The organism is Methanobrevibacter sp., from assembly GCF_045603845.1.
Lineage (GTDB): Archaea > Methanobacteriota > Methanobacteria > Methanobacteriales > Methanobacteriaceae > Methanocatella.
Map to the genome: position 1 here is coordinate 32,817 of NZ_JAZUMY010000010.1, position 23,184 is coordinate 56,000.

Consider the following 23,184-nt stretch of genomic DNA (forward strand, 5'->3'; position numbering starts at 1 on the left):
TGGTAATTGTTGGGCTTTTGCAGCGATATCTACATTAGAATCTAATATTTTAAAAATTAATCAATCATTTAATTATGATTTTTCAGAAAATAATATGAAAAATATTATGAGTAATTCATCAAATTATGGAATATCTAATAGTGTTGTTAATCAAGGAGGAATTGATTTGATGGCTATAGGTTATCTTACTTCTTGGTTAGGTCCAGTAATGGAAAGTGAAGATCCCTATAATCTATCATCAATAAATATCGATTTATTTGACAGTAAAATACATGTACAAAATGTATTATTTGTTCTTAATAATACTTATAATATAAAAAAAGCTATTTTTAATTATGGTGCTGTTGCATTGTCTTATAATCATGATATTTCTTTTTATAATGAGGTTACTTTTTCTTATTATAGTCAAAGTAATTCAACTGATGATGGGCATGCTGTAAGCATTATTGGTTGGGATGATAATTTTTCAAAAGAAAATTTTATTTATCAAGCACCTGCTAATGGAGCATGGATTTGTAAAAATAGTTGGGGTGAATCTTTTGGGGATAATGGTTTATTCTATATTTCATATTATGATTATTATTTACAAAATAAATGGAGTTTGGGAACTTATACTTTTGTTTTAAATGATACTAATAAGTATAATCGTAATTATCAGTATGATTCACGTTCATTTCGTGCTAACGGAGGCACTGATAATTTATGGATAAAGAATGCCTTCTGTTCTGAGGGTAATGATTTGTTATCTGCTGTTTCTACTTATTTTTATGATGAAAATGTTTCTTATATTATTGAAATTTCTGTAAATGGTGTTTCTAGGTTAAATCAGTCAGGTTTTATGAATAATCAAGGTTATTATACAATTTTGTTAGATGAGTCTATTTTATTAAATATTGGGGATAATTTCACTGTGTCTATTGAGTTGTCAAAAGATAATTCAAATGTACACTTTGGTATTTGTCCGGATATTCAATTAACTAGTGTTCATCATCCTAATCATGTTTCTTTTTTTAGTTATAATGGTAATAATTGGTATGATTTAACAACATATTCAATCAATTCTGTTCGCGGTGTTGCTTGTATTAAGGCTTTCACTGTTCATAATCCTTTAGATACTTGTTTAGATTTGATTGTTGCGGATGAAGTTAATGTTTTTGATGATGTGGATATTAGTGCTAGGGTTATTGATTCTATGAATAATAGTGTTTTAAAGGGTGAAGTTACTTTTGTCGTTGGTGATGATGTTTATGTTGTTCCGGTTGTAAATGGTTATGCTAATGTAACAGTTCGTTTTAGGAATATCGGAAATAGTAATGTTCAGGCTTATTTCAGTGATTATGATTATAATTCTTCACAATGTGTAAAAAATGTTTTGATTAGTAAGAGTGATATTAATATGTCTTCTTATTATTCTTATGATGATGTGTTCGATTGTACTATTGTTAATGTGTTGTTTTCATCTGAGTATGTAAATACGACTGTTAATTTGTTTGTTAATAATGTAGCGTATCCTGTTTCTATTGTTGATGGAATTGGTTTTATTCAGCTTCCAGGATTTTTTAATTTAAATAATGGGGCTTATGTTCAGTTTAATGGTGATAATAATTTTAATTCAGTAAGTAGTTCTGAAATTTTATTCATGAATAGTATTTCTCATGATATTTATAGAACTTATGATATTGAGATGTATTATCATAATGGTACTCGTTTTGTTGTAACTTTGATGAATAATGGTCAGGCTGTTGTTGGAAAAAATGTTATTATTTCTATAAACGGTGTTGATTATAGTAGAGTAACTAATGAAAGTGGGTCTGTATCTATTGCATTGGGTTTAAATTCTGGGATATATAATGTTACGACATCCTATGTTGATGAAAATAATCAAACGGTCATTATACGTAATACTGTGACTATTTGTACTACTATTATTTCTCAGGATTTGGTGAAGATTTTTGGTAATGCTAGTCAATTTGAAGCTACATTTTTGGACCATCAAGGTAATCCTTTGCAGTATACTTCAGTTACTTTTAATATAAATGGCGTATTTTATAATAGAACAACTAATAATGTAGGTACCGCAGTTTTGAATATTAATTTGAATCCTGGTGAGTATATAATTACTTCAATTAATCCTATTAATGGTGAAGTGGTTTCAAATAATATTATTGTTCTTTCTAGAATAATTGAAAATTATAATTTGGTTAAATATTATAGGAATGATTCGCAGTATGTTATAAAAATTTTGGATGATTTAGGTAATCCTGTTGGTGCGGGTGAAAATGTCAATTTTAATATTAATGGGGTAATTTATACTCGTCAAACTAATAGTTCAGGACATGTTAAATTGAATATTAATTTGTCTCCAGGTAATTATATAATAACTGCTGAATATTTGGGTTGTATGGTTTCAAATACTATTACTGTTTTACCTATTTTATATGCCGATGATTTAACAAAAAGGTATGGTGAAACTACACCATTTTCTGTTTGTTTACTTGATAATGTGGGTAATCCTTATTCAAATCAAAAGGTGACGTTTAATATTAATGGGGTGTTTTATGATAGAACAACGGATATTAATGGTATTGCTAGGTTGAATATTAATTTAGGTCCTGGGCAATATATAATTACTTCAAGTTTTAATGGATCAAGCATAGCTAACAATATATATGTAACTTCTTAAATTGTTTTTAAAAAAGGAGTAATCAGATAGATTACTTCTTATTTTCTTTTTTTGAATTCCTAATGGAATTAAGCATGCGATAATAATATAATGGATTTGCGGTATTTCTCATTGCACTTATATTTTGATTGCTATTGTATTTATTATGAGAAGTTTTTTTCCAAATTCAAACAATGTTCTTATGTTGTTATTTTTTTTCTAAACTACTTATATTGTTGCTGTTAATTTAAAAATAAAGTTTAAATAATTATCATGATAAAACAAGTTATAGGGTGAGATTAAACATACATTTTAAATGTATGTGGTGATGTGTTAGTGAAAAGCATTTTTAAAAAACTTTCACTTTAATTTGTTGTTAATGATTCACATGAGCCTATTTTAATTAATATAATCTCACCCTATTTATCTAATGGTTTATCCATTAGACCTAATTGTTGAATTTTGGTATATGATTGGACATCAATTAAGATGTCCGTTTGTTTTTATGAATATTTACATATATAAAGCTTGTTGAGCTCACTGATGAATATTGTGCTCACTGATAAAAATTGTCCTCACTCATAACAAAAAGTATTTATATGGGTTTCTCAATCTCTTTAATTACCCTTGCAGGCACGCCAACAGCCATTGAATTGTCCGGTATGTCCTGATTAACGACTGCTCCAGCCCCTATTATAACATTATTTCCGATGGTCACTCCTGGCAGTACTGAAACATTGGCACCAATCCAGACATCATTTCCAATCTTAATTTCACTTGCCTGTGCAAGCCTTTTTCTTCTTCCGTTCGGATTGATTGGATGGCCTACTGTTGTTATTGTCGTGCCTGGTCCGATCATCACATCATTTCCAATGTAAACTTCCTTGACATCTAAGATAGTCACATTGTAGTTTGCAACGAAGTTGTTCCCGATAAAGATGTTTTTCCCATTGTCGCAGTTGAATCCTCTTTCAATTCCGGAATTTTCACCGATGCTTCCAAGCATTTCCTTTAAAAAATCGTATTTTGCCTGTCTGTCTGTTTCATCAATACTGTTATAAATCTGACAGTTTTTAACTGCATTAAGCTTTAATTCAGCCACTTCCTCATCATCAAAACAGTATTCAAGCCCGGCTCTTAATTTTTCAATTTCTTTCATATTATAACTTATCCAATTTTTTCTACTTAAATTAATTGTAATATTTATATGATAATGGTTATAGTATATAATGTAGAATTCATGGAGGTCTTTCATTGAAAAAATACATAATGTTTCTATTAATAATTTTAATATTATTCTGTATTCCAATTAGCTTTGCTAATGATAATGTCACTTCATTGGATTCACAATCTGTTGATGCTGATAATCAGATAATGTCAAATAACATTTATTTTGATTCTTCATCATTGAATGATGGTAATGGAACTCAGAATTCACCATATAAGTTTTTATCTTCAGATAAACTTGTTGATGGGTCTGTAGTTTATTTTGCCGACGGTGAGTATTATTTGGATCAATCAAGAACTATTCAAAACATTACTCTTATTGGTCAGTCACCTAATGGGACAGTTATTAATGGTTTTGGCAATTCTTTAGTGTCCGAGGGATTTTTATCCATATCCTCTTTGACATTAAACAATCTGTCAATAAAGAATAATGCCAAGCTCTTTGTATTTAATTCTATTCTTAAGAATAATTTCGGAGATTATGGTGGTGCAGTTAATGTTGGAAATCATGCTTCACTTACGGATATAGATAATTCCACTTTCATTAATAATCATGCAACTTATGCTGGTGGTGCAGTTTATGTCGCAAGTGTATCCAAGGCGATTATCCATAATTCAAAATTCATTAATAACACAGCTATTGGATTTGGTGGTTCAGTTTATTCAGATTGTTCTAAATTAAACGTTTCTTATTCGCTATTCAATAATTCAAAAGCATCATATGGTGGTGCTATTTATGATAATGGCTCCATGTCATATTTGACGAATGTTGTTGCAATAAATAACTCAGCAACATATGCTGGGGGTGCCGTTTATAAAAATAGTGGTTTGCTTGAAGTTGATTCATCATATTTTGCATACAATTCTGCAGATTATGGTGGTGCCATATTCGGTGGGTATTTCTCTTCACTGATAGTAAAAAACTCTTATTTCATTTCAAATAAGGCCAATTATGGTGAAGATATATGCTCTATTTCAAACAGACAGAATGAAATAATTCATGACTATTTCACCGGCAGCATTTTCGCCGAACAATCATTTATCCTAATAGACACCTACCTTAAAATTGTTGGCAATTATGTGCATTTTGAAATAATTGAAGTTAGTATCTTAAAAGAAGTCTATAATTTCTTTTTACTGGATAAGTTCATTCCAGACCAGATTAGTGATTTCTTCAAGTTTCTTATGGATATTTCGATGAATAAGTCAAAATTTAATATGCTGTCGTCGGGTCTGAATGATGATTTTAAGCTCAATATGATTGATTATAATATTCAACTGGATTGTGATGGAAATTATCAATTTATCCTATGTTACGGGAAAACAAGCTTATTTGCGGAGTTAATTGATTTGAAGGCGTTATCTTTCAATTTTTCAGTGGATGATTTAAATCTGTTCGTGAAGGATACTTTAAGTTTCAATAATTTTGAAAATGTTATTCATATCAATTCATTTTCCTTAAATCAAGGCAAGGATTTTGCCGATGCTTGTGAAATGCCATATTTGGTTAATTTTGATGTTGAGGATAATTGTGCTAATATTGAAAATTCATTTTTCAATTCTTTCATTGATTTCAATCGTCATTCAGTTTCATTGAAAACATCAATTGTCGAATTTGATTTCGATTTTGAGAATAATTTGTTTAGTATTATTTGTGATGGATGTGTTTCAACTGTTGAAATTCCATTTTTTGCAAATGGATATCATCCTTTTAAATTTTCTATTGTATGATTTTTTCATACACTTTTTTTTAATTTTGGGTAAATTATATTATTTATTTAATCCATAACTATTTTTAGATAAAAATGAAACTTAAGGTAAAAAATATTTCTGATATTGGTGGTGTTGTAAAAGCGCCTCCTTCAAAGAGTTATTCTCACAGGGCAGTTATTTTAGCTTCACTGGCTAATGGAACATCTAAATTATATGATATGCTTTTTTCTGAAGACACTTTGGCATCCATTAATGTCTGCAAAGCGTTAGGGGCTAAAATTACTCAAAATGATGATTTTCTGGAAGTTGTCGGTACCGGCGGAAAGCTTCATAACTCCAGCAAAAATCCGATAGATTTGGCTAATTCAGGCACTACATTGCGTCTGATGACCAGCGTGTCAGCCTTATCCGATAATGAAGTTATCCTAACAGGTGATGACTCCTTAAAGACCCGTCCTATGGATCTGATTATGGATTCCATAAAATATCTTGGAGTTGATGCCAAATCCGTTAACGATAACGGAAAAGCACCTATATTAATAAAACCCGGTTATGCTGGCGGTGAGACAAATATCTCCGGGAGTGTCAGCTCACAGTACATTTCATCAATTCTGATTTCTTCTCCTCTATCTGAAAAAGGAGTTACTCTATTTGTATTGCCCGATTTCAAATCACGTCCTTATGTTGACATGACACTGGACATAATGAAAAAATTCGGCGTAAAAGTTCTAAAAGGTTTTTACATTAAGCATGAGGATTGCGCTAAGGAATATCAGAATTGCCGAATTGATGAGTTTAAGGTGAAAAAGCAATGTTATGATGCCTGTGATTATACGGTAGAAGGTGACTATTCATCTGCTTCATATCTGCTTGCTGCAATTGCAATAAATGGAGGTCATGCTAAAGTTTTAAACCTGTTTAAAAATTCCAAACAGGGGGATAAGATAATATTGGAAATACTGGAAAGGATGGGTGCAGACATAACAGTACATGACGATTATGTTGAAATATCATCTGACGGCAACCTTAAGGGAATTGATGTTGATTTGTCAAATGCTCCGGATTTGCTGATTACCGTAGCTGTTTTAGCGGCAATGGCTGAGGGAACTACAAACATTACAGGAGTAAAGCATGCCCGTGTAAAAGAGACTGACAGAATTGACACGACATGCAAGCAGCTCAGAAAACTGAACTGTACTTTGGAAGAGTTTGAAGATGGCATGAGCATCACTGGTGGCGTTAACGGAGGAACTGTTGATTCCTGCGGCGATCACAGGTTAGCCATGGCATTTTCATTGGTTGGATTAAAGCATGACATTGAAATAATCAATGGGGAAGTATTTGATGTGTCATTCCCTAATTTTATTGAGGCAATGGCGGAAATCGGTTTTGAATTGGAGTTGGTATGATGAGCAAAACAGATAGGATTATCAAAATTGTTGAAGAGCTGAATGATGTTTTTGAAATTAGGGTTTTTCTTGACCATGATCCGTATAAGGTATTGATCAGAACCATTTTGTCTCAAAGAACTCGTGATGAAAATACTGACCAGGCAACCAATAATCTTTTCGCCAAATACAAAGACATTTATGAAGTTGTTGAAGCGCCAACTGAAGATGTTCAGGAACTGATTAAGCCGGCTGGATTTTACCGCGTCAAGGCGGGACGTATTCAGGAAGTTTCTCAAATTTTGATTGATGAGTATGATGGAGAAGTCCCGGACACTTTGGAGGAGCTTGTCAAGCTTCCGGGTGTTGGGCGCAAGACCGCTAACTGCGTACTGGTATTTGCTTTTGAGCTTCCGGCAATTCCTGTCGATACTCATGTTCATAGAATCTCCAACAGAATGGGGCTGGTAAACACCAAAAATCCTGATGAAACGGAAATTGAATTATCCAAGATTGCTCCAAAGGAATTATGGATTAAACTGAATGATTTGATGGTACAATTTGGCCAAAATATTTGTAAGCCCACATCTCCTCAATGTGAAATGTGTCCTGTCAGTTACTTGTGTGACTATGATGGGAGCTGATTTTTAGAAATATTTATATATTAAAACAATGTTATATAACATTGGTTATAAAAAAATAACTATTGTTATAATTACCCTTTTATATATGCCTTTTTAAAAAATAAAAACTAGGAGATAAAAACTATGGTAAATGTACCTGAATTAAAAAGAGGAGTTCTTGATAGCGTTGCTGATGCTATTGGAAACACTCCAATCGTTAAATTAAATAACTTGACAAAAGACTTGGACGCAGAAGTAGATGTAAAAATTGAATCATTCAATCCAACTGGAAGTGTAAAAGATCGTATTGCAGTTGCAATGATTGAAGATGCAGAGGAAAAAGGATTGCTTAAAGAAGGTTCCGTCATTGTTGAACCTACCAGCGGAAACACTGGTATCGGACTTGGTTTTGCAGCAGCAGCCAAAGGTTATAAGTTAATCTTAACCATGCCTGAAACCATGTCTGTTGAAAGAAGAAAATTATTAGCAGTTTTCGGAGCAGAAATAGTCTTGACACCTGGTAGTGAAGGGATGGGTGGAGCTATTGCTAAAGCTAATGAAATAGCTGAACAAAATCCGGATGCTATTATTTTAGGTCAATTTGATAATCAAGCTAATGTTGAAATTCACGAAAAGACAACCGCTCAGGAAATCTTAAGAGACACTGAAGGAAATGTTGACGTTGTTGTTGCTGGTGTCGGAACCGGCGGAACAATCACTGGTATCGGTAAAGTCCTCAAAAAAGAAGTTCCTGATGTACATATTGTGGCTGTTGAACCTAAAGACTCTCAAACTTTAGGTAAAGGTGAAAAAGGACCGCATAAAATCCAAGGAATTGGTGCAGGTTTCGTACCGTCAATTTATGATGAAAGTGTAATTGATGAAATCTTCCCTGTAGCTAATGAAGATGCAGGTAATACTTTACTCGCATTGGCTAAAAAAGAAGGTATCTTTTCAGGAATCTCTTCAGGTGCGGCAACATTTGCTGCATTGGAATTGGCTAAAAGGCCTGAAAATAAAGGTAAAAGAATCATCGCTATTTTACCGGATAACGGTGAAAGATATCTCTCTGTAGATTGGTTGTTTGAATAAACTTCATACTAAAAAACATTTAAATATAACATGGTGTATAAATATTTATATTAAATGAATTATAACATATGGTATAATATTTGTATGCCATTAATAATCTTTATTTATTTAAATTTTTTGGGTTTTATTGATGTTTGACAGGTTGAAAAGTGAAATTCAAGCAATAAAGGATAAAGATCCTGCAGCAAGGAGCACTCTTGAGATATTCTTATGCTATCCTGGATTTTATGCACTTATAATGCATAGAGTTAGCCATTATCTTTGGACTCATTCTTTTAAGCTTCTTGCAAGGATGAATTCTAATTTAGCTAGATTTCTCACTGGTATTGAAATTCATCCTGGTGCAACTTTCGGTAAACGTGTTTTCATTGACCATGGGATGGGTGTTGTTGTCGGAGAAACTGCTGAAGTCGGTGATGACGTATTGATTTATCAGGGAGTAATCCTTGGTGGGACTTCAACCCAAAAAACCAAAAGACATCCTACAATTGAAAGAGGAGTGATTATAGGTGCTGGAGCTAAAGTGATGGGAAACATTACTGTCGGTGAATTTTCAAAAATCGGTACCGGCGCTGTTGTGCTGAAGGATGTTCCTCCGGAATCAACTTGTGTTGGTGTTCCCGGAAGAATTGTCAAATCAAAAAGAACCTCTTTGGTTGATTTGGATCACAATAAGTTGCCTGACCCTGTTGCTGATGCTATTAACACTTTAACAAAACATCTTAAAGAGAATGATGAGCATATTAAAATTTTATTTGAGAAAAATGAAATTTGTCTTACAGAAGATACAAATACTGAGGATTTGGATAAAATCAAACTAAAAAAATAGGAGATAATTTTTATGAAACCGCCTTGTGAAATTGTAGTGTGGTATGTAATACCTGCTATCAGATCAGAATTAGCTAAAGAATTGTTAAATTTAGGGATGAAACAGAAAGATGTTTCTGAACTTATGGATATTACTCAGCCTGCAGTATCCCAATACATAACCGATAAGAGAGGCAGCGGAATTAAATTGGATGACTATGTCAGACAGATGATTAAAGATTTCGCATTAGAGTTGTCCACAGGCGAATCTACTAAAGCTGATTTAATTCCAAGAACATGTTCAATCTGTAAGAATGTTGAACCTGCAGATGTAATAAATCAATTAGGTATTAATAAAGATAATCTAAGTGATGACTGTCAATCCTGTATGGGATCAGAGATAAAAGAATAAAATATTAAGATTTTTAGTAATGTTTATATACTATTATTATCTAATATTTTATTATACTTTAATTTTATATGGCAAGTTAACCGAGTGGCTTAGGTGCGTGGCTGCAGACCATGAAACAGGGGTTCAAATCCCTTACTTGCCTCTATTTATATAACTTATTTTTGAGGAATTTTTTATGGATATTTATTCTACATTAACTCGTAGTAAAGAAAATTTTGAAACCATTAATAAAGGCCGTGTAAACTTATTTGTTTGCGGACCTACTGTTTATGATGATGCTCACATTGGTCATGGAAGAACCTATATTTCTTTTGATACAATTAAAAGATATCTCGAATATTCAGGCTATGCTGTTTTTTATATTCAAAATATCACAGACATTGATGATAAAATCATTAACAGGTCAAAAGAGTCAGGAATTCCTGCTCATGATATAGCCAGGAAATTCGAAAAAAGATACATTGAAGACATGACTAAATTAAATGTAACCGGCGTTAATTTATTCGCAAGAGCAACTGATCATCTTGGTGAAATAATTGACCAAATTCAAAGATTAATAGACAAAGGTTTTGCTTATGAAAGTGAAGATGGAGTTTACTTTGAAATAGAAAAATTCGAGGAATTTGGAAAACTGTCAAACCGTAAAGTCGACGAGCTTGAATCCCACAGGGAGTTGGTTCAAACCACTAAAAGAAATGAACAGGATTTTGCATTGTGGAAAAAACGTGACGGCGTTGACGAGCCGGTATTCCCTTCCCCATGGGGTGACGGAAGACCTGGCTGGCATATTGAAGATACTGCAATAACAGAATACTACTTCGGCGAACAGTATGATGTCCACGGCGGAGGTTTGGATTTAATATTTCCTCATCACGAAGCTGAAATTACTCAGATGGAAGCGGTAAGCGGAAAATCTCCAATGGTGAGATACTGGCTGCACACAGGATTTTTAAACGTTAATGGAGAAAAGATGTCAAAATCACTCCATAACTTCATCACAATACGTGAATTGTTGGAGGATTGGGATGCCGACACATTCAGATTCTTCGTATTGTCCACCCATTACAGAAGTCCTATTGACTTTTCTAAGGATTCACTTCACCAGTCTGAAAAAAGTTTGGAAAAGATTAAGAAATTCTATTCCTCTTTGGATGTTGAATCTGGTGATGCTCACTCTGATTTGGAATCCTTAAAAGCTGCCAAGGATGAATTCTTTGGAAGTATGGATGATGACTTCAACACTCCAAAGGCTATTGCTTCAATATTTGTATTGATTAATGACTGTAAGAATATTGATTTATCCCAAGAGGATAAAATAGCTATCAAATCATTTTTGGATGACGTATCATTTATTTTGGGTATTGACTTTAATCTGGAAGAGGTTTCAGCCGGTTCCGATGAACTGCTGGATTTAATCACTGATGTCAGATCCCAGTTAAGGGCAGCCAAACAGTATGATTTGTCTGATAAAATACGTGATGACCTAATCAGTTTAGGTTATGAAATAAATGACTGAATCGGAGATTTCAAATCTCTATTTCTTTTTTTCTTTTGATTTTTTACTTTTCGATACTGTTTTTCTAAAAAATATAACAATGTTTATATACATTAAATAACTTATGTTATATTGTAATATAACATTGTTTATTAATTTTTCAACCTAATTTTTAGGTTAATCAAAACATTTATATATTAAAAATAACTATTGTTATATTATGTCATATAACATATGACATATTTTTAAAAAATTATAATTAAGGTGAAATTTAATGAGTAACGAAAAGAATTATAAATTAGCGACTTTAGGTGTTCGTGCTGGTCAAGAACCAGATCCGGCAACTGGAGCTCAAGCTGTACCTATTTATCAGACGACTTCATACGTATTTAAAGATTCAGACGAAGCTGCAAGAAGATTCGCCCTTCAAGAGTTTGGTCAAATTTACTCCAGACTTACAAACCCAACCAGTGATGTGTTTGAAGCTAGGATTGCCGCTATCGAAGGCGGACATTCCGGTTTATCAACATCAAGTGGTCTTGCTGCTATCTCATACGCAATCTTAAATATTACCCAGCCTGGAGATAACATAGTGTCAGCAGACAATCTTTACGGTGGAACATATCAATTGTTCGATTACACATTCAAAGATTTAGCAAGAGAAGTGAAATTTGTAGATTCACAGGATTTACAGGCATTTGAAGATGCAATTGATGAAAAAACAAAAGCAATATACTGCGAATCAATCGGTAACCCAAAATTGGATGTTCCTGACTTTGAAGCATTGGCAGAAATTGCACATATCCATGACATTCCATTGATTGTGGACAATACTGTCGGTGTAGGTTTAATACAGCCTTTAGCTCATGGTGCTGATGTCATTGCTGCATCTGCAACAAAATACGTTGGCGGACACGGAACAGCAGTTGGAGGATACATTGTAGATTCAGGTAAATTCAACTGGGGTAACGGAAAGTTCCCTAATTTCTCAGAACCTGATCCAAGTTATCACGGATTAGTATTCTGGGATGCATTCGGTGACGTGCCTGAACTCGGAAACTTAGCTTTCACTGTAAGAGCAAGAGCAAGATTATTAAGAGATTTAGGAGCTACTCAAGCACCTGTACACAGTTTCATTTTCTTGCAAGGTCTTGAAAGCTTGGATGTACGTGTAAAAAGACATTCCGAAAATGCATTGAAAGTAGCAAAATTCCTGGAATCCCATCCGAAAGTTAAATGGGTAAACTATCCTGGTTTGGAATCACACCCTACTTACGAAACCAACAAAAAATACTTGAAAGATCACTTTGCAGGTATTTTAGGATTCGGTGTAGAAGGCGGAGAGGAAGCAGGAAGAAAAGTTATTGAAAACTTGAATTTATTCTCAATTCTTGCAAATATTGGAGATGCTAAAAGTTTAGCGATTCACCCTGCAAGTACAACTCATCAGCAATTGACTCCTGAAGAGCAAGCAGCTACCGGAGTTACACCTGATTTCATCAGATTGTCCATTGGTTTGGAAGATGCTGATGATTTGATTGATGATTTAACTCAGGCTTTAGACAAAATTTAAAAATAATATATAAATGGGGGAGATATGGATGTATTTGGATAATTCAGCAACAACTAAAATCAGTTCAGAAGTTTTGGAAGAGATGTTACCATATTTAAAAGATGAATTCGGTAATCCTTCCACTTTATACTCAGTCGGTCGTGAATCCAAAAAAGCATTGGAAGAAGCCAGACAAAGGATAGCTGATTCCATCAATGCAAATAAGGATGAAATAATCTTTACCAGCGGCGGATCAGAATCTGATAATTTGGCTATTAAAGGAGTAGCTTTCAAATTGCAGAAAAAAGGTAAACATATTATTTCTTCAGAAATAGAACACCCTGCTGTTAAAGAGACATTGCACTTCTTGGAATCTTTAGATTTCAAAGTAACTTATTTGCCGGTGTATGATAATGGTATCATTAAAATAGAGGACTTGAAAGAAGCAATTACTCCTGAAACAATATTGATTACCATTATGCATGGAAACAATGAAATAGGTACTTTGCAGCCTATTGAAGAAATCGGTAAAATTGCCCGTGAGAATAAAATTTTATTCCACACCGACGCTGTTCAGACTTTTGGAAAAGTGGAAGTTGATGTTGAAAAACAGAATATCGATTTATTATCCGTATCCTCTCATAAAATCAATGGTCCAAAAGGTGTTGGTGCAATATATATCAAAAAAGGTGTCAGATTAGTTCCTCTCATTCATGGTGGAGGCCAGGAAAGAGGAATCAGATCAGGTACTGAAAATGTTGCAGGTATTGTCGGATTTGGAAAAGCAGCTGAACTTGCATGCAGTCAACTGGACGAACATGCAGAGAAATTATCCAAAATCAGGGATGAAATCATTGAAAAAGTTTTAGACACAATTCCTGAATCCTATTTGAACGGTGACAGAGACCAAAGATTACCTAATGTAATCAATTTCAGATTTAAAGCTATTGAAGGTGAATCATTAATCCTTCTTTTAGACTCTAAAGGATATCAGACTTCCACAGGTTCTGCCTGTTCATCAAAAACTCTTGAAGCATCTCCTGTATTAACTGCATTGGGACTTGACCCTGTTGATGTTCACGGTTCTTTAAGAATTTCACTTGCTCCTGAAAGTGATGTTTTTGATGTTGATGAATTTGTTGAGGCTATTGCCCAGTCCGTTGAAAGATTAAGAAGTATGTCACCTTTATGGAATAATGACTTAGATTATGATGCTGTAGTAGGAAGAAAATAGGAGTGATTAATATGGATTATAGTGAAAAAGTAATGGATCATTTTGCAAACCCAAGAAACTGTAGGCCAATGGAAGATGCTGACGGTGTCGGCCAAGTCGGAAACCCGACCTGCGGTGATTTAATGACAATTTACATTAAAGTTGAAGATGATAAAATTGCAGACATCTCTTTTCAGACATTCGGATGCGGGGCAGCTATTGCTACCAGCAGTATGATTACTGAAATTGCCGTTGGAAAAACATTGGACGAAGCTTTACAGATTTCCCGTAATGATGTGGCTGAAGAGTTGGATGGACTTCCACCAGTCAAAATGCACTGTTCAAACCTTGCGGCTGATGGTCTTCAGGCAGCTATTGAAAACTATTACGAAACCCATTAATGTTAAATACTTCTAAAATTATACATTACTATAATAAATAAGGAGATGTTTATTATGGCAAAAATATTAAAATGCGATGATTGTGGAAGTATTATCCAAGTTTTAGTGGAAGACGACGGTGACACATGTGATACTCACATGCTTAAAATACCTGTACAGACTGAAGGTGACAAATCACCTAAACACAAACCTGTTGTTGAAATCGACGGTGACAAAGTAACCGTAAAAGTCGGTGAAGCAGCTCACCCAATGGATGATGATCACTACATTCAGTTCTTGGTTGTTGAAGCAGGCGCTGAACAATATGCAAAATGCTTCAAACCAGGAGATGTCGCAGAAGCAACTTTCACTGTTAACTCTACTGATGATATAGTTGCATTTGCATTCTGTAACTTGCACGGACTCTGGTCCAGCGAATAGATTTTAAGATTTTTTTCTTAAAATTTTTCTTTTTCTTTTTTTCATAACAAGTTTTAATAATATCTTTTAATAGATAATTAATTGTGTCAAATTATACTAAAGTAATAATTTTTATAGTTATTTTAATTATTTTTTCAGCTTCCGTAATTTATTTATATAATTCTGAAAGCTCTATCAATAAAATTATGCCTGACATAAGTGAAAGTATTACTGCAGGTGATTCAGATTATAATGAAGCTGTTGATTTATTGAACGATAAAAATTATGATGAATCAAGGAATAAAGCTATTTCAGCATCAAATAATTTTAATAAAAGCTTTTCTCAACTGTCGAGTATAAAGGATAACTTCACATCAGGGGATGATGAAGTTTATAAGAGTTATGTCAATACTTTACTGGAGGAGCTTAAACTTAAAATGAACGCTACTGATTACCTGCTGGAATCTATTGACTATTATAGGAATTATGAAAATAGTACAGGTAACAGTTATTCATATGAAGCTAATGAATTGATGAATGACGCTTTGGAATTCCAGAAAGTCAGAAATGATTTGGTTAAAGATAATCCAAATTTATTTAAATGAGGTTTTTAAATTGAAAAAGAATTGTCCAAAATGTAATGGTTCTGGATCTATTGTTGTAGATTATAAGGAATGTTCTAGCTGCGGAGGAACAGGATATGAAGAGGATTCCTTCGATGTGGGAAATCATTTTAAAGGAGTAAATAATAATGCTAGAGCTAAATTTGATTTGGGTGCAGAACAGGATATTCCATGTGAAGTATGCAATGGAAAAGGTCAGGTTGAAGTTTACGAAGACTGCGCTTATTGTGGAGGAACAGGCCAAATAAATGTTTGCCGTGATTGCGGTAAGCCTTTAGATGAAAAATATGATATTTGTGCTGAATGTGGAGTTAAACGTAAGGAAAGAAAAGAAGCTGAGGAAAAACGTATCGCTCGTGAAAATGAAGTTAAAGATGTTTATGTCTTGGATCCATTATGTGAAATGAGGGATATGGACCGTGATAAGCTATACAAAGGTAAGATTACAAGAATTGAAAAATACGGCGCTTTCGTTACCTTAAACAATAATGTCTGGGGATTGATGAGAGGTGAAGTGTCCGGATATTCTGTTGGTGATGAGGTATTCGTATTTATAACTTCCATCAAATCAAGAGAAGGCAAGATTGATTTTGCTCCCGCTTATGTAAGAAATCACAGAATTATCAGATTGAAAAAATCCATTCCTCGTACTGTTATCAATGATTTGGATGAAAAGATGGGTCGGATGGTTCGCATTGACGGGGAAGTTTTGCAGGTTCAGCAGACTTCAGGTCCTACTATTTTCACTGTCACTGATGAAAGCGGTGTTGCCGAGGTTGCAGCTTTTGATGAGGCTGGTGTAAGAGCATATCCTGAAATCGTTGAAGGGGATGCTGTTGAGATTATTGGTGATGTGAATCAGCATGGCGGAAAAACACAAATCGAGTCATCTTCAATGACAAAACTTGACGGTTCTAAAAAAGAGCAGTTGCATAAATTAATAGACGATGCATTAAATGAGAAAGCCGAACCTGAAGATGTTGATTTCTTGGTCAAAAGTGATATTTTAAACAAACTTAAACCTAAGATGAGGGAAGCTGCCCGCAGAATCAGAAGAGCAATTCTTGATGGCAGGACAATTCTGCTCAGACATCACAATGATGCCGATGGAATCTGTGCTGGAGTTGCAATGGAAAAGGCTGTTGTTCCATTAATAGAAGAAATAAATCCTAGCAATGATGCGCAATATTACTATTTCAAACGTTCACCTTCCAAAGCTCCTTTTTATGAGCTTGAAGATGTTGTAAAGGATTTGTCCTTTGCTTTGGAAGATCAGGAAAGACATGGTCAGAAATTGCCGTTGATTGTTCTTTTGGATAACGGTTCAACTGAAGAGGATATAGTGGCATTAATGCAGGCTAAAATCTATGATATTGAAGTTGTTGTTATAGACCACCACTCTCCAGGAGATTTGCTTACTGTAGATGAGGAAGACGGCGAAATAGTTAATGCAACCGTTGCCGTTGATGAATATGTTGATACTCATGTAAATCCTTATTTGGTCGGAGGAGATTCCCAGTTAACGGCAGGTGCATTGGCGACAGAGGTTGCCCATATCATCAATCCTGATGTTAAACAGCTGATTCAGCATTTGCCGGCCATTGCAGCGTTGGGCGATCGTGCTGAATGCGGCGAGGTTTACCAATACCTGCAGCTTGCATATGAAAAGGATTTCACCAAGGAACATTTGGCAAAAGTGGCTGAATGTATTGATTTTGAATCATACTTCCTAAGATTCATGAATGGTAGAGGGATTATGGACACGATTCTTGGTGTAGATAATTTTGATAAGCATTATAAATTAATTGATGCTTTATATAAGGAATATGAAAAAAGGATTGACACTCAGCTCAAGGCAGTGCTTCCAAATATCAAAAAGACTCAATTTGACAATGGAATCTACTTCAATATTATTGATGTTGAGAAATATGCCCATAAGTTCACTTTCCCTGCTCCCGGAAAAACCTGCGGTTTTGTTCATGATAAGATGCTTCATGAAATCGGAGAAGATAAGCCTATAGTAACTTTAGGTCATGGGCCTGACTTTGGTGTATTCAGGGCTACTGATGCTGTTAATGCGGAATTTGGCTTTAATGTAAATGATATTGTTTCAAATCTTGCAGTTAAAGTACCTTCAGCAGGTGTAGATGGTGGAGGCCACGAATGTGCAGGTTCAGTCAAATATATTGAAGGTTTAGGTGAAGAGATTCTCTCTGAAATAGTCAATGAAATCAAATCGCTATCTAAAATTTAAATCTGATTTCTATGGAGTTCTGGAATTATTGTCCCAATTGTGGAAAAAGACTGAATCCTAATGAGGGTTTCTGTTCCTCCTGCGGCAGAAAAACCGCTTTTAAAAATAGTGATGATAATTACATGTTTACTCCACCAATATATAATATCGGTTTTTTTGACTTGAAAATAGACTTTTCACCATATATTGAGAAAAATGTCGATTATAAATATGACGTATGCAAATGCGGCTATATTAATGATATTGACAATGAATTCTGTTATCATTGTGAGGTAAAGCGTATTGAGAAAGGTTTGTCCCGTTTCATAAAAAAGTATGAAAGGCCTAAATTCGATATCAATGACTTCATTAATATGGATATTACCTGTGAATGCGGTGCTTTAAACTCTTATGATAGTGAATATTGTCAGGAATGCGGCCGTAAATTGCATGAAGATAAAATTGATGAATCATTTATTAATTTTAATTTTGAATATGAGAATCCTATCTTTTGCAGCTGTGGTAAGGAAAATGATCAGAGTAGCTTATTTTGTGAGAACTGCGGCCTTCCTTTGGATAGATATGAAAAAATTAACGGCATGAAAATATTATGTGTCTGTTCTGTTTTAAATAATATAACCTCGGATTTCTGCCTTAACTGCGGAAATGACTTGACAGAGGAAGTGACTGAAATTATTTGTGTTTGCGGAACCAGAAATCCAATAGGCAAGGAATTCTGTTCTTCTTGCAATAAACCTTTAAATCATCAGCGCAGGTTAAAGACCAAAATTGTCTGCAGTTGTGGAAAAATTGTTGATTTCAATACTGAATTCTGTCCGAATTGTGGTAAAAATATTAAAAAAGCGGTTAATCGTGAAAAAAGAATTTCTAAAACTGTTGACTCTATAAAAAATATCTGGAATGGTGTTTAAATGAAACAGTGTGATGTTTGCGGTACATTCAATTCAAATGAAAATAATTACTGTACTAATTGCGGATGTTATATTGTTGAAGAAAATATCTGTCCGTTCTGCGGCCATAAAAATCCTGATTCCAATAATTATTGTGATATATGTGGTAAGCAGATTTCTTCTCTAAGCATTGAGGGCTTAGACGTTCTGTTCAGTGAGTATAATCTTTCATTAATTCAGAACGCCAATATTTCAGATTATGAATATCACAATATTTTAGACAGTATCTTTAAAAGGTTGGATTATGCAACAATTTCAGGAAAAACGCCGAAAGACAGGATATTTAAAATTGCTGAAATGTTCAGGCCGGTTATTCCAAAATCCAGCGGCAGTGATCATGGAAACTTTAAAAATACAAAAATATTTTATGATGACCGTTTGGATGATTCCTTACAGATTGGTGTTGTCATTCATGAACTGGCTCATTATTTGCTGTTTGAATTGTCCCTGAACTTGCTGTGTAAAATTTTAAATGTTAATAAATCCGTTGATTTGAAGGTTTTCATAGATTTCTTTTTGTCTTCCCCAACTTTAGTTGGAGTAAATGAGTTTTTTGCACATACTGTAGAAAACCGATATATTCCCCATGCTTATAGAAACTTCTCATCTTTCAATAATCTTGTTGAATATCATGGTTATGACATTGATTTAAATATGGAGTTTATTCTAATAGGTATTTCATTTGCTAAGGATATTATAGCATGTTTGGATAATTATATTGATGAAAGACTTAGAGAACTGATTAAATTACAGTTTAAGGAAGATAATCCTAATGTATTTAGAAAAATATGTTATGAAATAGAAGAAATTGAAATGGATGATGTTGAAGTTCCGGATTCAGTAAAAATCAGTATTCTTATTTTATTGATGGCTCGGTGTTTTGAATATTTTTATAATAATGAAGAAGCAAGGAAAGAGTTGGAAGATACAAAGTTTAAATTTGAAGATTAATATTAATCTTCTTCACTATCTTTTATAGTATCTAAAACTTCTTTTCCCGTGTCTGTTAATCTGTAAAGTCTTCCTTTACGAGCTTCTTCATTTATGCATTCTACAATCTCTTTGTTCTTAAGTTCGCTAAGGACTTTTGAAATATGGTTTGTTCTAATGCCGCTGTCTTTAGCAATGTTGGTAGGTATTTTTACGTCATCGCCAATAGACTTTAAAGTTTTTTCTCTATATTTTGAGATTTGAACATATGATTTCAATTTCAAAAGCTCGTCATTTTCTTTACTCATAGTAGTTAGTTTATAGTTTCTAATATAAAAGATTTTAGAATTTTACTATTGTATTTTGTACATATATGTACTATAACTAACATTTATGTTCTTATTTTTAATGTTATAAAACAAAATATTATTTGTGTTTAAAATGCTAATTATTTTTATATATTTCAGTGTTTATTATATTTTATATTTATTTGTTTATTTTTTATAATTTTATATTAAACATTGTTTAGTAATTATTTTAAACACAATAAATATATATTTTTTACATAGTTTTAATCATATGTTAATATCGTGTTTAAATGGATTCAACCAGATTAATTTTAATTATAGAAATATATAATTTGTATGAAATAATAATTATTAAATATAAAAATATTTTGATGATTGATTTTCATGAAATGTAGTAACTGTGGTTTTGAAAATAAGGAAACTGCTAAGTTTTGTAGTAAATGCGGACAAAGTTTAGAAGTTGCGCCAGCAAAAAATGAAAGTTCAAATTCTAAAATAATTATTGCTGCATTGGTTATTATAATTCTTATTTTGGCAGTAGCTATAGGATATTTTGCACTGAACAATGCTCAAAGCAGCGATGCGCAGGTGCAGGCCAGCAGTTCCCAGGATTCTTCTGTTTCTTCCAGTGATGATTCTCAACAGACAACTTCTCAGGTTTCATCCACACAGAGTGAAACCAAGGAATGGGAATTAATAGGCAGTTATTCCGGTTCGGGAAGCGGCAGTCAGTCAATTAGCGTCCCGGCAGGTGAAATAATGATTAAATTGTCTGCATATCCAATTAAGAACTATGCAACAAATCATTTGTATGTTACAGGTTCTAACGGGGAGTCTGCAGGTGTCGATTGGGGTTCAACAAGTGCCGTTGAGACCAGATCAAATTCATTATCTTATTCGTCTTCATCCCCTCAGACATTTACAATCGATTATTATGAAACTGTCAGCTGGCAAGTTGATTTCTATAGATATCAATAACTTAACTTTTTGTGATTTTCAAATCACATTTTCTTTTTTTAGTAAAATTAATAAATATAGAATGTTAAAATGATTAATATGTTTGATTTGAATATTAATGGCGATAGTTATGAAAATAATTTAAAATTAGCTATTCAGGCTCATAACTACGGATGGAAACATATTAATTTTTCATATGATCAAAATGATTTTGATAATGCCTTAACTTTTAAGGACGAACTTAAGGATAATTTAAAAGACCAGATTGATATTGATTATACATTATACATTAAATCAAACAATCCCTCTGAAGTAAGAAAGATTACAAACAGATATAGAAACAAAGCATCTTGCATTTCTGTTTTAGGAGGAAACCTAAAGATTAACCGCACTTCCCTGGAAAATGTTCAGATTGATGTTTTGTCAAGACCTTATCTGAAAAGATACGATGCCGGTTTGAATCATATCCTTGCCCGTGAGGCCAAAGAAAACAATGTAGCTATTGAACTGTTTTTCACGGATATTCTTAAGTCTTATCTCTCACACCGTTCTAAAATCCTTTCTAATTTCAGGGACCTGTATATATTACATAGAAAATATGGATTTCCTTTAATTTTATCATCAGGAGCAGATTCCATTTTCGATATGAGGACGGTTCAGGATTTTAAGGCAGTATTTGCACAAACCGGATTAAGTGATTTGGAAGTGAATGATTCATTTAAAACAGCCGAAAACATTTTAAAATTTAATGATGAACGAAAAAACTTGATTTTATCAGGCGTTAAGGTGGTTGACCAATGAAGCTTAAGGTTCTTCCAAAATCCCAAAGAAAACATAATCACTATCTTGTTTTTGATATCAAATCAGAAGATGAATTGACTAAAAACGATTTTACTTCAATTGCATGGGAAGCTTGTGTTCGTTTTCAGGGAGAGAATAACACTGCCCAATTCAATTTGTGGACTATTGAGCTTATTGAAAATTCTGATATTTTATATTATAATGGATATAAGGCAATTTTGAGATGTCAGAGAGATTTTGAAGATGAAGTCAGATCCAGTTTGGCTTTGGTTAATAATTTCAATAGAAAGCAGATTTCAATTTCATGCATCGGTATTTCAGGCACCATAAAAGGATGCTATAAATTCATTTAATTACTTTTTGTTATTTTAAAATAGAAAACTTTATTAATATATTAAATATATAAATAACAATTGGATTTATGGAAAAAAGAAAAAAATATTTTAATTATATTACGTGATTAAAATTAAAAGTACCTTTTCATGGAGATTTGGTTTTAATTTTGTATTTTTTAGTTGTTGAATTTAAAATTGATATTTATAAATATTTATTAAATGTGAGGTAATATTATGCAACCTTTACAAAATGCTGGATATGATAGGGCTATTACAGTATTTAGCCCAGATGGAAGACTTTTCCAAGTGGAATATGCAAGAGAAGCTGTTAAAAGAGGTACCACTTCTATAGGTATTAAATGCCCTGACGGTATTGTTTTAGCAGTGGATAAAAGAACTACTTCTACCTTAGTAGAATCCTCATCTATTGAAAAATTATTCAAAATAGATGAACATATTGGTGCTGCAACTTCCGGTCTTGTAGCTGATGCAAGGGCATTGGTCGAAAGGGCAAGAGTTGAAGCTCAAATAAATAAAATCACTTACAGCGAACCAATTAGGGTAGATACTTTATCCAAAAAGTTATGTGACATGTTACAGTTATATACCCAAAACGGTGGAGTAAGGCCATTCGGTTCTGCTTTAATTATTGGTGGAGTATATAATGACAAATGCAAATTATTCGAAACAGATCCTAGTGGAGCTTTAATCGAATATAAAGCAACTGCTATCGGTTCTGGAAGATCTTCTGCAATGGAAATCTTTGAAGAAGAATACAAAGATGATTTATCCATTGATGACGCTATTGCTTTAGCTATTAAAGCGATCAATGAATCTACAGAACATGATACTACTTCAGATAATGTTGAAATAGCTGTCATTAAAAAAGAAGATGGTAAATACGTAAAACTTTCTAAAGATGATGTTGCTTCTTACATTGAAGATGTTCTTTGTGAAGATGAAGAAGATGAACAGGAAGCAGATGCTGAAGAATCCGAAGAAAGTGATGAAGAATAAATATTTTTTAATTTATTAGTTGGGA

Annotated in this window: 22 protein-coding genes, 1 tRNA gene and 1 pseudogene; 22 read left to right on the forward strand and 2 right to left on the reverse strand. The window is 33.3% G+C overall.

Translation table 11 applies throughout. The features are described 5' to 3' along the window. Positions 1 to 10: 10 nt before the first annotated feature. Positions 11 to 556, forward strand: a pseudogene (locus tag ACKI2W_RS01015) (C1 family peptidase); the annotation flags it as partial. Between the two features lie 45 nt (positions 557 to 601). Next, positions 602 to 2,683: a lectin like domain-containing protein gene (locus ACKI2W_RS01020; RefSeq protein WP_407378720.1), complete on the forward strand. Its 2,082-nt coding sequence runs from the start codon at positions 602 to 604 to the stop codon at positions 2,681 to 2,683. Between the two features lie 574 nt (positions 2,684 to 3,257). On the opposite strand, the gene ACKI2W_RS01025 is transcribed toward ACKI2W_RS01020, so the two are convergent. Then, a complete protein-coding gene (locus tag ACKI2W_RS01025; RefSeq protein WP_407378622.1) occupies positions 3,258 to 3,821 on the reverse strand; it encodes a sugar O-acetyltransferase in 564 nt (187 codons plus the stop codon). 95 nt (positions 3,822 to 3,916) lie between these two features. On the opposite strand from ACKI2W_RS01025, the gene ACKI2W_RS01030 reads away from it, so the two are divergent. The 16 genes from ACKI2W_RS01030 to ACKI2W_RS01105 all read left to right on the forward strand — a co-directional run bounded on the left by ACKI2W_RS01030 (position 3,917) and on the right by ACKI2W_RS01105 (position 19,762). Further along, the gene (locus ACKI2W_RS01030) at positions 3,917 to 5,620 is read left to right on the forward strand and encodes a hypothetical protein (protein ID WP_407378624.1); all 1,704 of its coding nucleotides are present in this window, start codon (positions 3,917 to 3,919) and stop codon (positions 5,618 to 5,620) included. A 74-nt stretch (positions 5,621 to 5,694) separates the two neighbouring features. Further along, the gene (aroA, locus tag ACKI2W_RS01035) at positions 5,695 to 7,011 is read left to right on the forward strand and encodes a 3-phosphoshikimate 1-carboxyvinyltransferase (RefSeq protein WP_407378626.1); all 1,317 of its coding nucleotides are present in this window, start codon (positions 5,695 to 5,697) and stop codon (positions 7,009 to 7,011) included. Further along, complete coding sequence (gene nth / locus ACKI2W_RS01040; protein ID WP_407378722.1) at positions 7,011 to 7,634, forward strand: endonuclease III; 624 nt, start codon at positions 7,011 to 7,013, stop codon at positions 7,632 to 7,634. The genes aroA and nth overlap by 1 nt, the downstream gene beginning before the upstream one ends. Positions 7,635 to 7,757: 123 nt before the next feature. Then, entirely contained in the window at positions 7,758 to 8,705 is a 948-nt protein-coding gene (gene cysK, locus ACKI2W_RS01045; RefSeq protein WP_407378628.1) for a cysteine synthase A, read from the forward strand. Between the two features lie 130 nt (positions 8,706 to 8,835). Further along, positions 8,836 to 9,534, forward strand: a complete 699-nt coding sequence (cysE, locus tag ACKI2W_RS01050) for a serine O-acetyltransferase (RefSeq protein WP_292798978.1) — start codon at positions 8,836 to 8,838, stop codon at positions 9,532 to 9,534. Positions 9,535 to 9,546: 12 nt separating this feature from the next. Next, positions 9,547 to 9,924, forward strand: coding sequence for a transcriptional regulator (locus ACKI2W_RS01055; RefSeq protein WP_407378630.1), 378 nt, complete (start codon positions 9,547 to 9,549; stop codon positions 9,922 to 9,924). Between the two features lie 70 nt (positions 9,925 to 9,994). Next, positions 9,995 to 10,066: transfer RNA gene (locus tag ACKI2W_RS01060), tRNA-Cys, on the forward strand. Between the two features lie 33 nt (positions 10,067 to 10,099). Then, complete coding sequence (gene cysS / locus ACKI2W_RS01065) at positions 10,100 to 11,440, forward strand: cysteine--tRNA ligase (protein WP_407378632.1); 1,341 nt, start codon at positions 10,100 to 10,102, stop codon at positions 11,438 to 11,440. Positions 11,441 to 11,693: 253 nt separating this feature from the next. Continuing rightward, a complete protein-coding gene (locus ACKI2W_RS01070; protein WP_407378634.1) occupies positions 11,694 to 12,992 on the forward strand; it encodes an O-acetylhomoserine aminocarboxypropyltransferase/cysteine synthase family protein in 1,299 nt (432 codons plus the stop codon). Between the two features lie 28 nt (positions 12,993 to 13,020). Beyond that, positions 13,021 to 14,205 carry a cysteine desulfurase family protein gene (locus ACKI2W_RS01075; RefSeq protein WP_407378636.1) on the forward strand — a complete coding sequence of 395 codons (1,185 nt, stop codon included), beginning with the start codon at positions 13,021 to 13,023 and terminating at the stop codon, positions 14,203 to 14,205. Positions 14,206 to 14,216: 11 nt separating this feature from the next. Further along, positions 14,217 to 14,585, forward strand: coding sequence for a Fe-S cluster assembly scaffold protein NifU (gene nifU, locus ACKI2W_RS01080; protein ID WP_407378638.1), 369 nt, complete (start codon positions 14,217 to 14,219; stop codon positions 14,583 to 14,585). A gap of 54 nt (positions 14,586 to 14,639) precedes the next feature. Next, the gene (locus tag ACKI2W_RS01085) at positions 14,640 to 15,005 is read left to right on the forward strand and encodes a desulfoferrodoxin family protein (protein WP_407378639.1); all 366 of its coding nucleotides are present in this window, start codon (positions 14,640 to 14,642) and stop codon (positions 15,003 to 15,005) included. Between the two features lie 185 nt (positions 15,006 to 15,190). Further along, positions 15,191 to 15,589, forward strand: a complete 399-nt coding sequence (locus ACKI2W_RS01090; RefSeq protein ID WP_407378641.1) for a hypothetical protein — start codon at positions 15,191 to 15,193, stop codon at positions 15,587 to 15,589. Between the two features lie 10 nt (positions 15,590 to 15,599). Beyond that, a complete protein-coding gene (locus tag ACKI2W_RS01095) occupies positions 15,600 to 17,861 on the forward strand; it encodes an OB-fold nucleic acid binding domain-containing protein (protein WP_407378643.1) in 2,262 nt (753 codons plus the stop codon). 11 nt (positions 17,862 to 17,872) lie between these two features. Then, positions 17,873 to 18,772 carry a double zinc ribbon domain-containing protein gene (locus ACKI2W_RS01100; protein WP_407378645.1) on the forward strand — a complete coding sequence of 300 codons (900 nt, stop codon included), beginning with the start codon at positions 17,873 to 17,875 and terminating at the stop codon, positions 18,770 to 18,772. Next, positions 18,773 to 19,762: a zinc ribbon domain-containing protein gene (locus ACKI2W_RS01105; protein ID WP_407378646.1), complete on the forward strand. Its 990-nt coding sequence runs from the start codon at positions 18,773 to 18,775 to the stop codon at positions 19,760 to 19,762. Between the two features lie 2 nt (positions 19,763 to 19,764). Here ACKI2W_RS01105 and ACKI2W_RS01110 read toward each other — a convergent pair whose 3' ends face one another. Next, complete coding sequence (locus ACKI2W_RS01110) at positions 19,765 to 20,049, reverse strand: winged helix-turn-helix domain-containing protein (RefSeq protein WP_292876215.1); 285 nt, start codon at positions 20,047 to 20,049, stop codon at positions 19,765 to 19,767. A gap of 384 nt (positions 20,050 to 20,433) precedes the next feature. Here ACKI2W_RS01110 and ACKI2W_RS01115 point away from each other — a divergent pair, with 384 nt between their 5' ends. From ACKI2W_RS01115 to psmA, 4 genes are all read left to right on the forward strand, one after another. Then, the gene (locus ACKI2W_RS01115; protein WP_407378649.1) at positions 20,434 to 21,027 is read left to right on the forward strand and encodes a zinc ribbon domain-containing protein; all 594 of its coding nucleotides are present in this window, start codon (positions 20,434 to 20,436) and stop codon (positions 21,025 to 21,027) included. Positions 21,028 to 21,096: 69 nt separating this feature from the next. Further along, the gene (rnp3, locus tag ACKI2W_RS01120; protein WP_407378651.1) at positions 21,097 to 21,807 is read left to right on the forward strand and encodes a ribonuclease P protein component 3; all 711 of its coding nucleotides are present in this window, start codon (positions 21,097 to 21,099) and stop codon (positions 21,805 to 21,807) included. Next, the gene (locus tag ACKI2W_RS01125; protein WP_407378653.1) at positions 21,804 to 22,160 is read left to right on the forward strand and encodes an Rpp14/Pop5 family protein; all 357 of its coding nucleotides are present in this window, start codon (positions 21,804 to 21,806) and stop codon (positions 22,158 to 22,160) included. The genes rnp3 and ACKI2W_RS01125 overlap by 4 nt, the downstream gene beginning before the upstream one ends. Before the next feature lie 216 nt (positions 22,161 to 22,376). Then, positions 22,377 to 23,159: an archaeal proteasome endopeptidase complex subunit alpha gene (gene psmA, locus ACKI2W_RS01130; protein ID WP_407378655.1), complete on the forward strand. Its 783-nt coding sequence runs from the start codon at positions 22,377 to 22,379 to the stop codon at positions 23,157 to 23,159. Positions 23,160 to 23,184 lie beyond the last annotated feature (25 nt).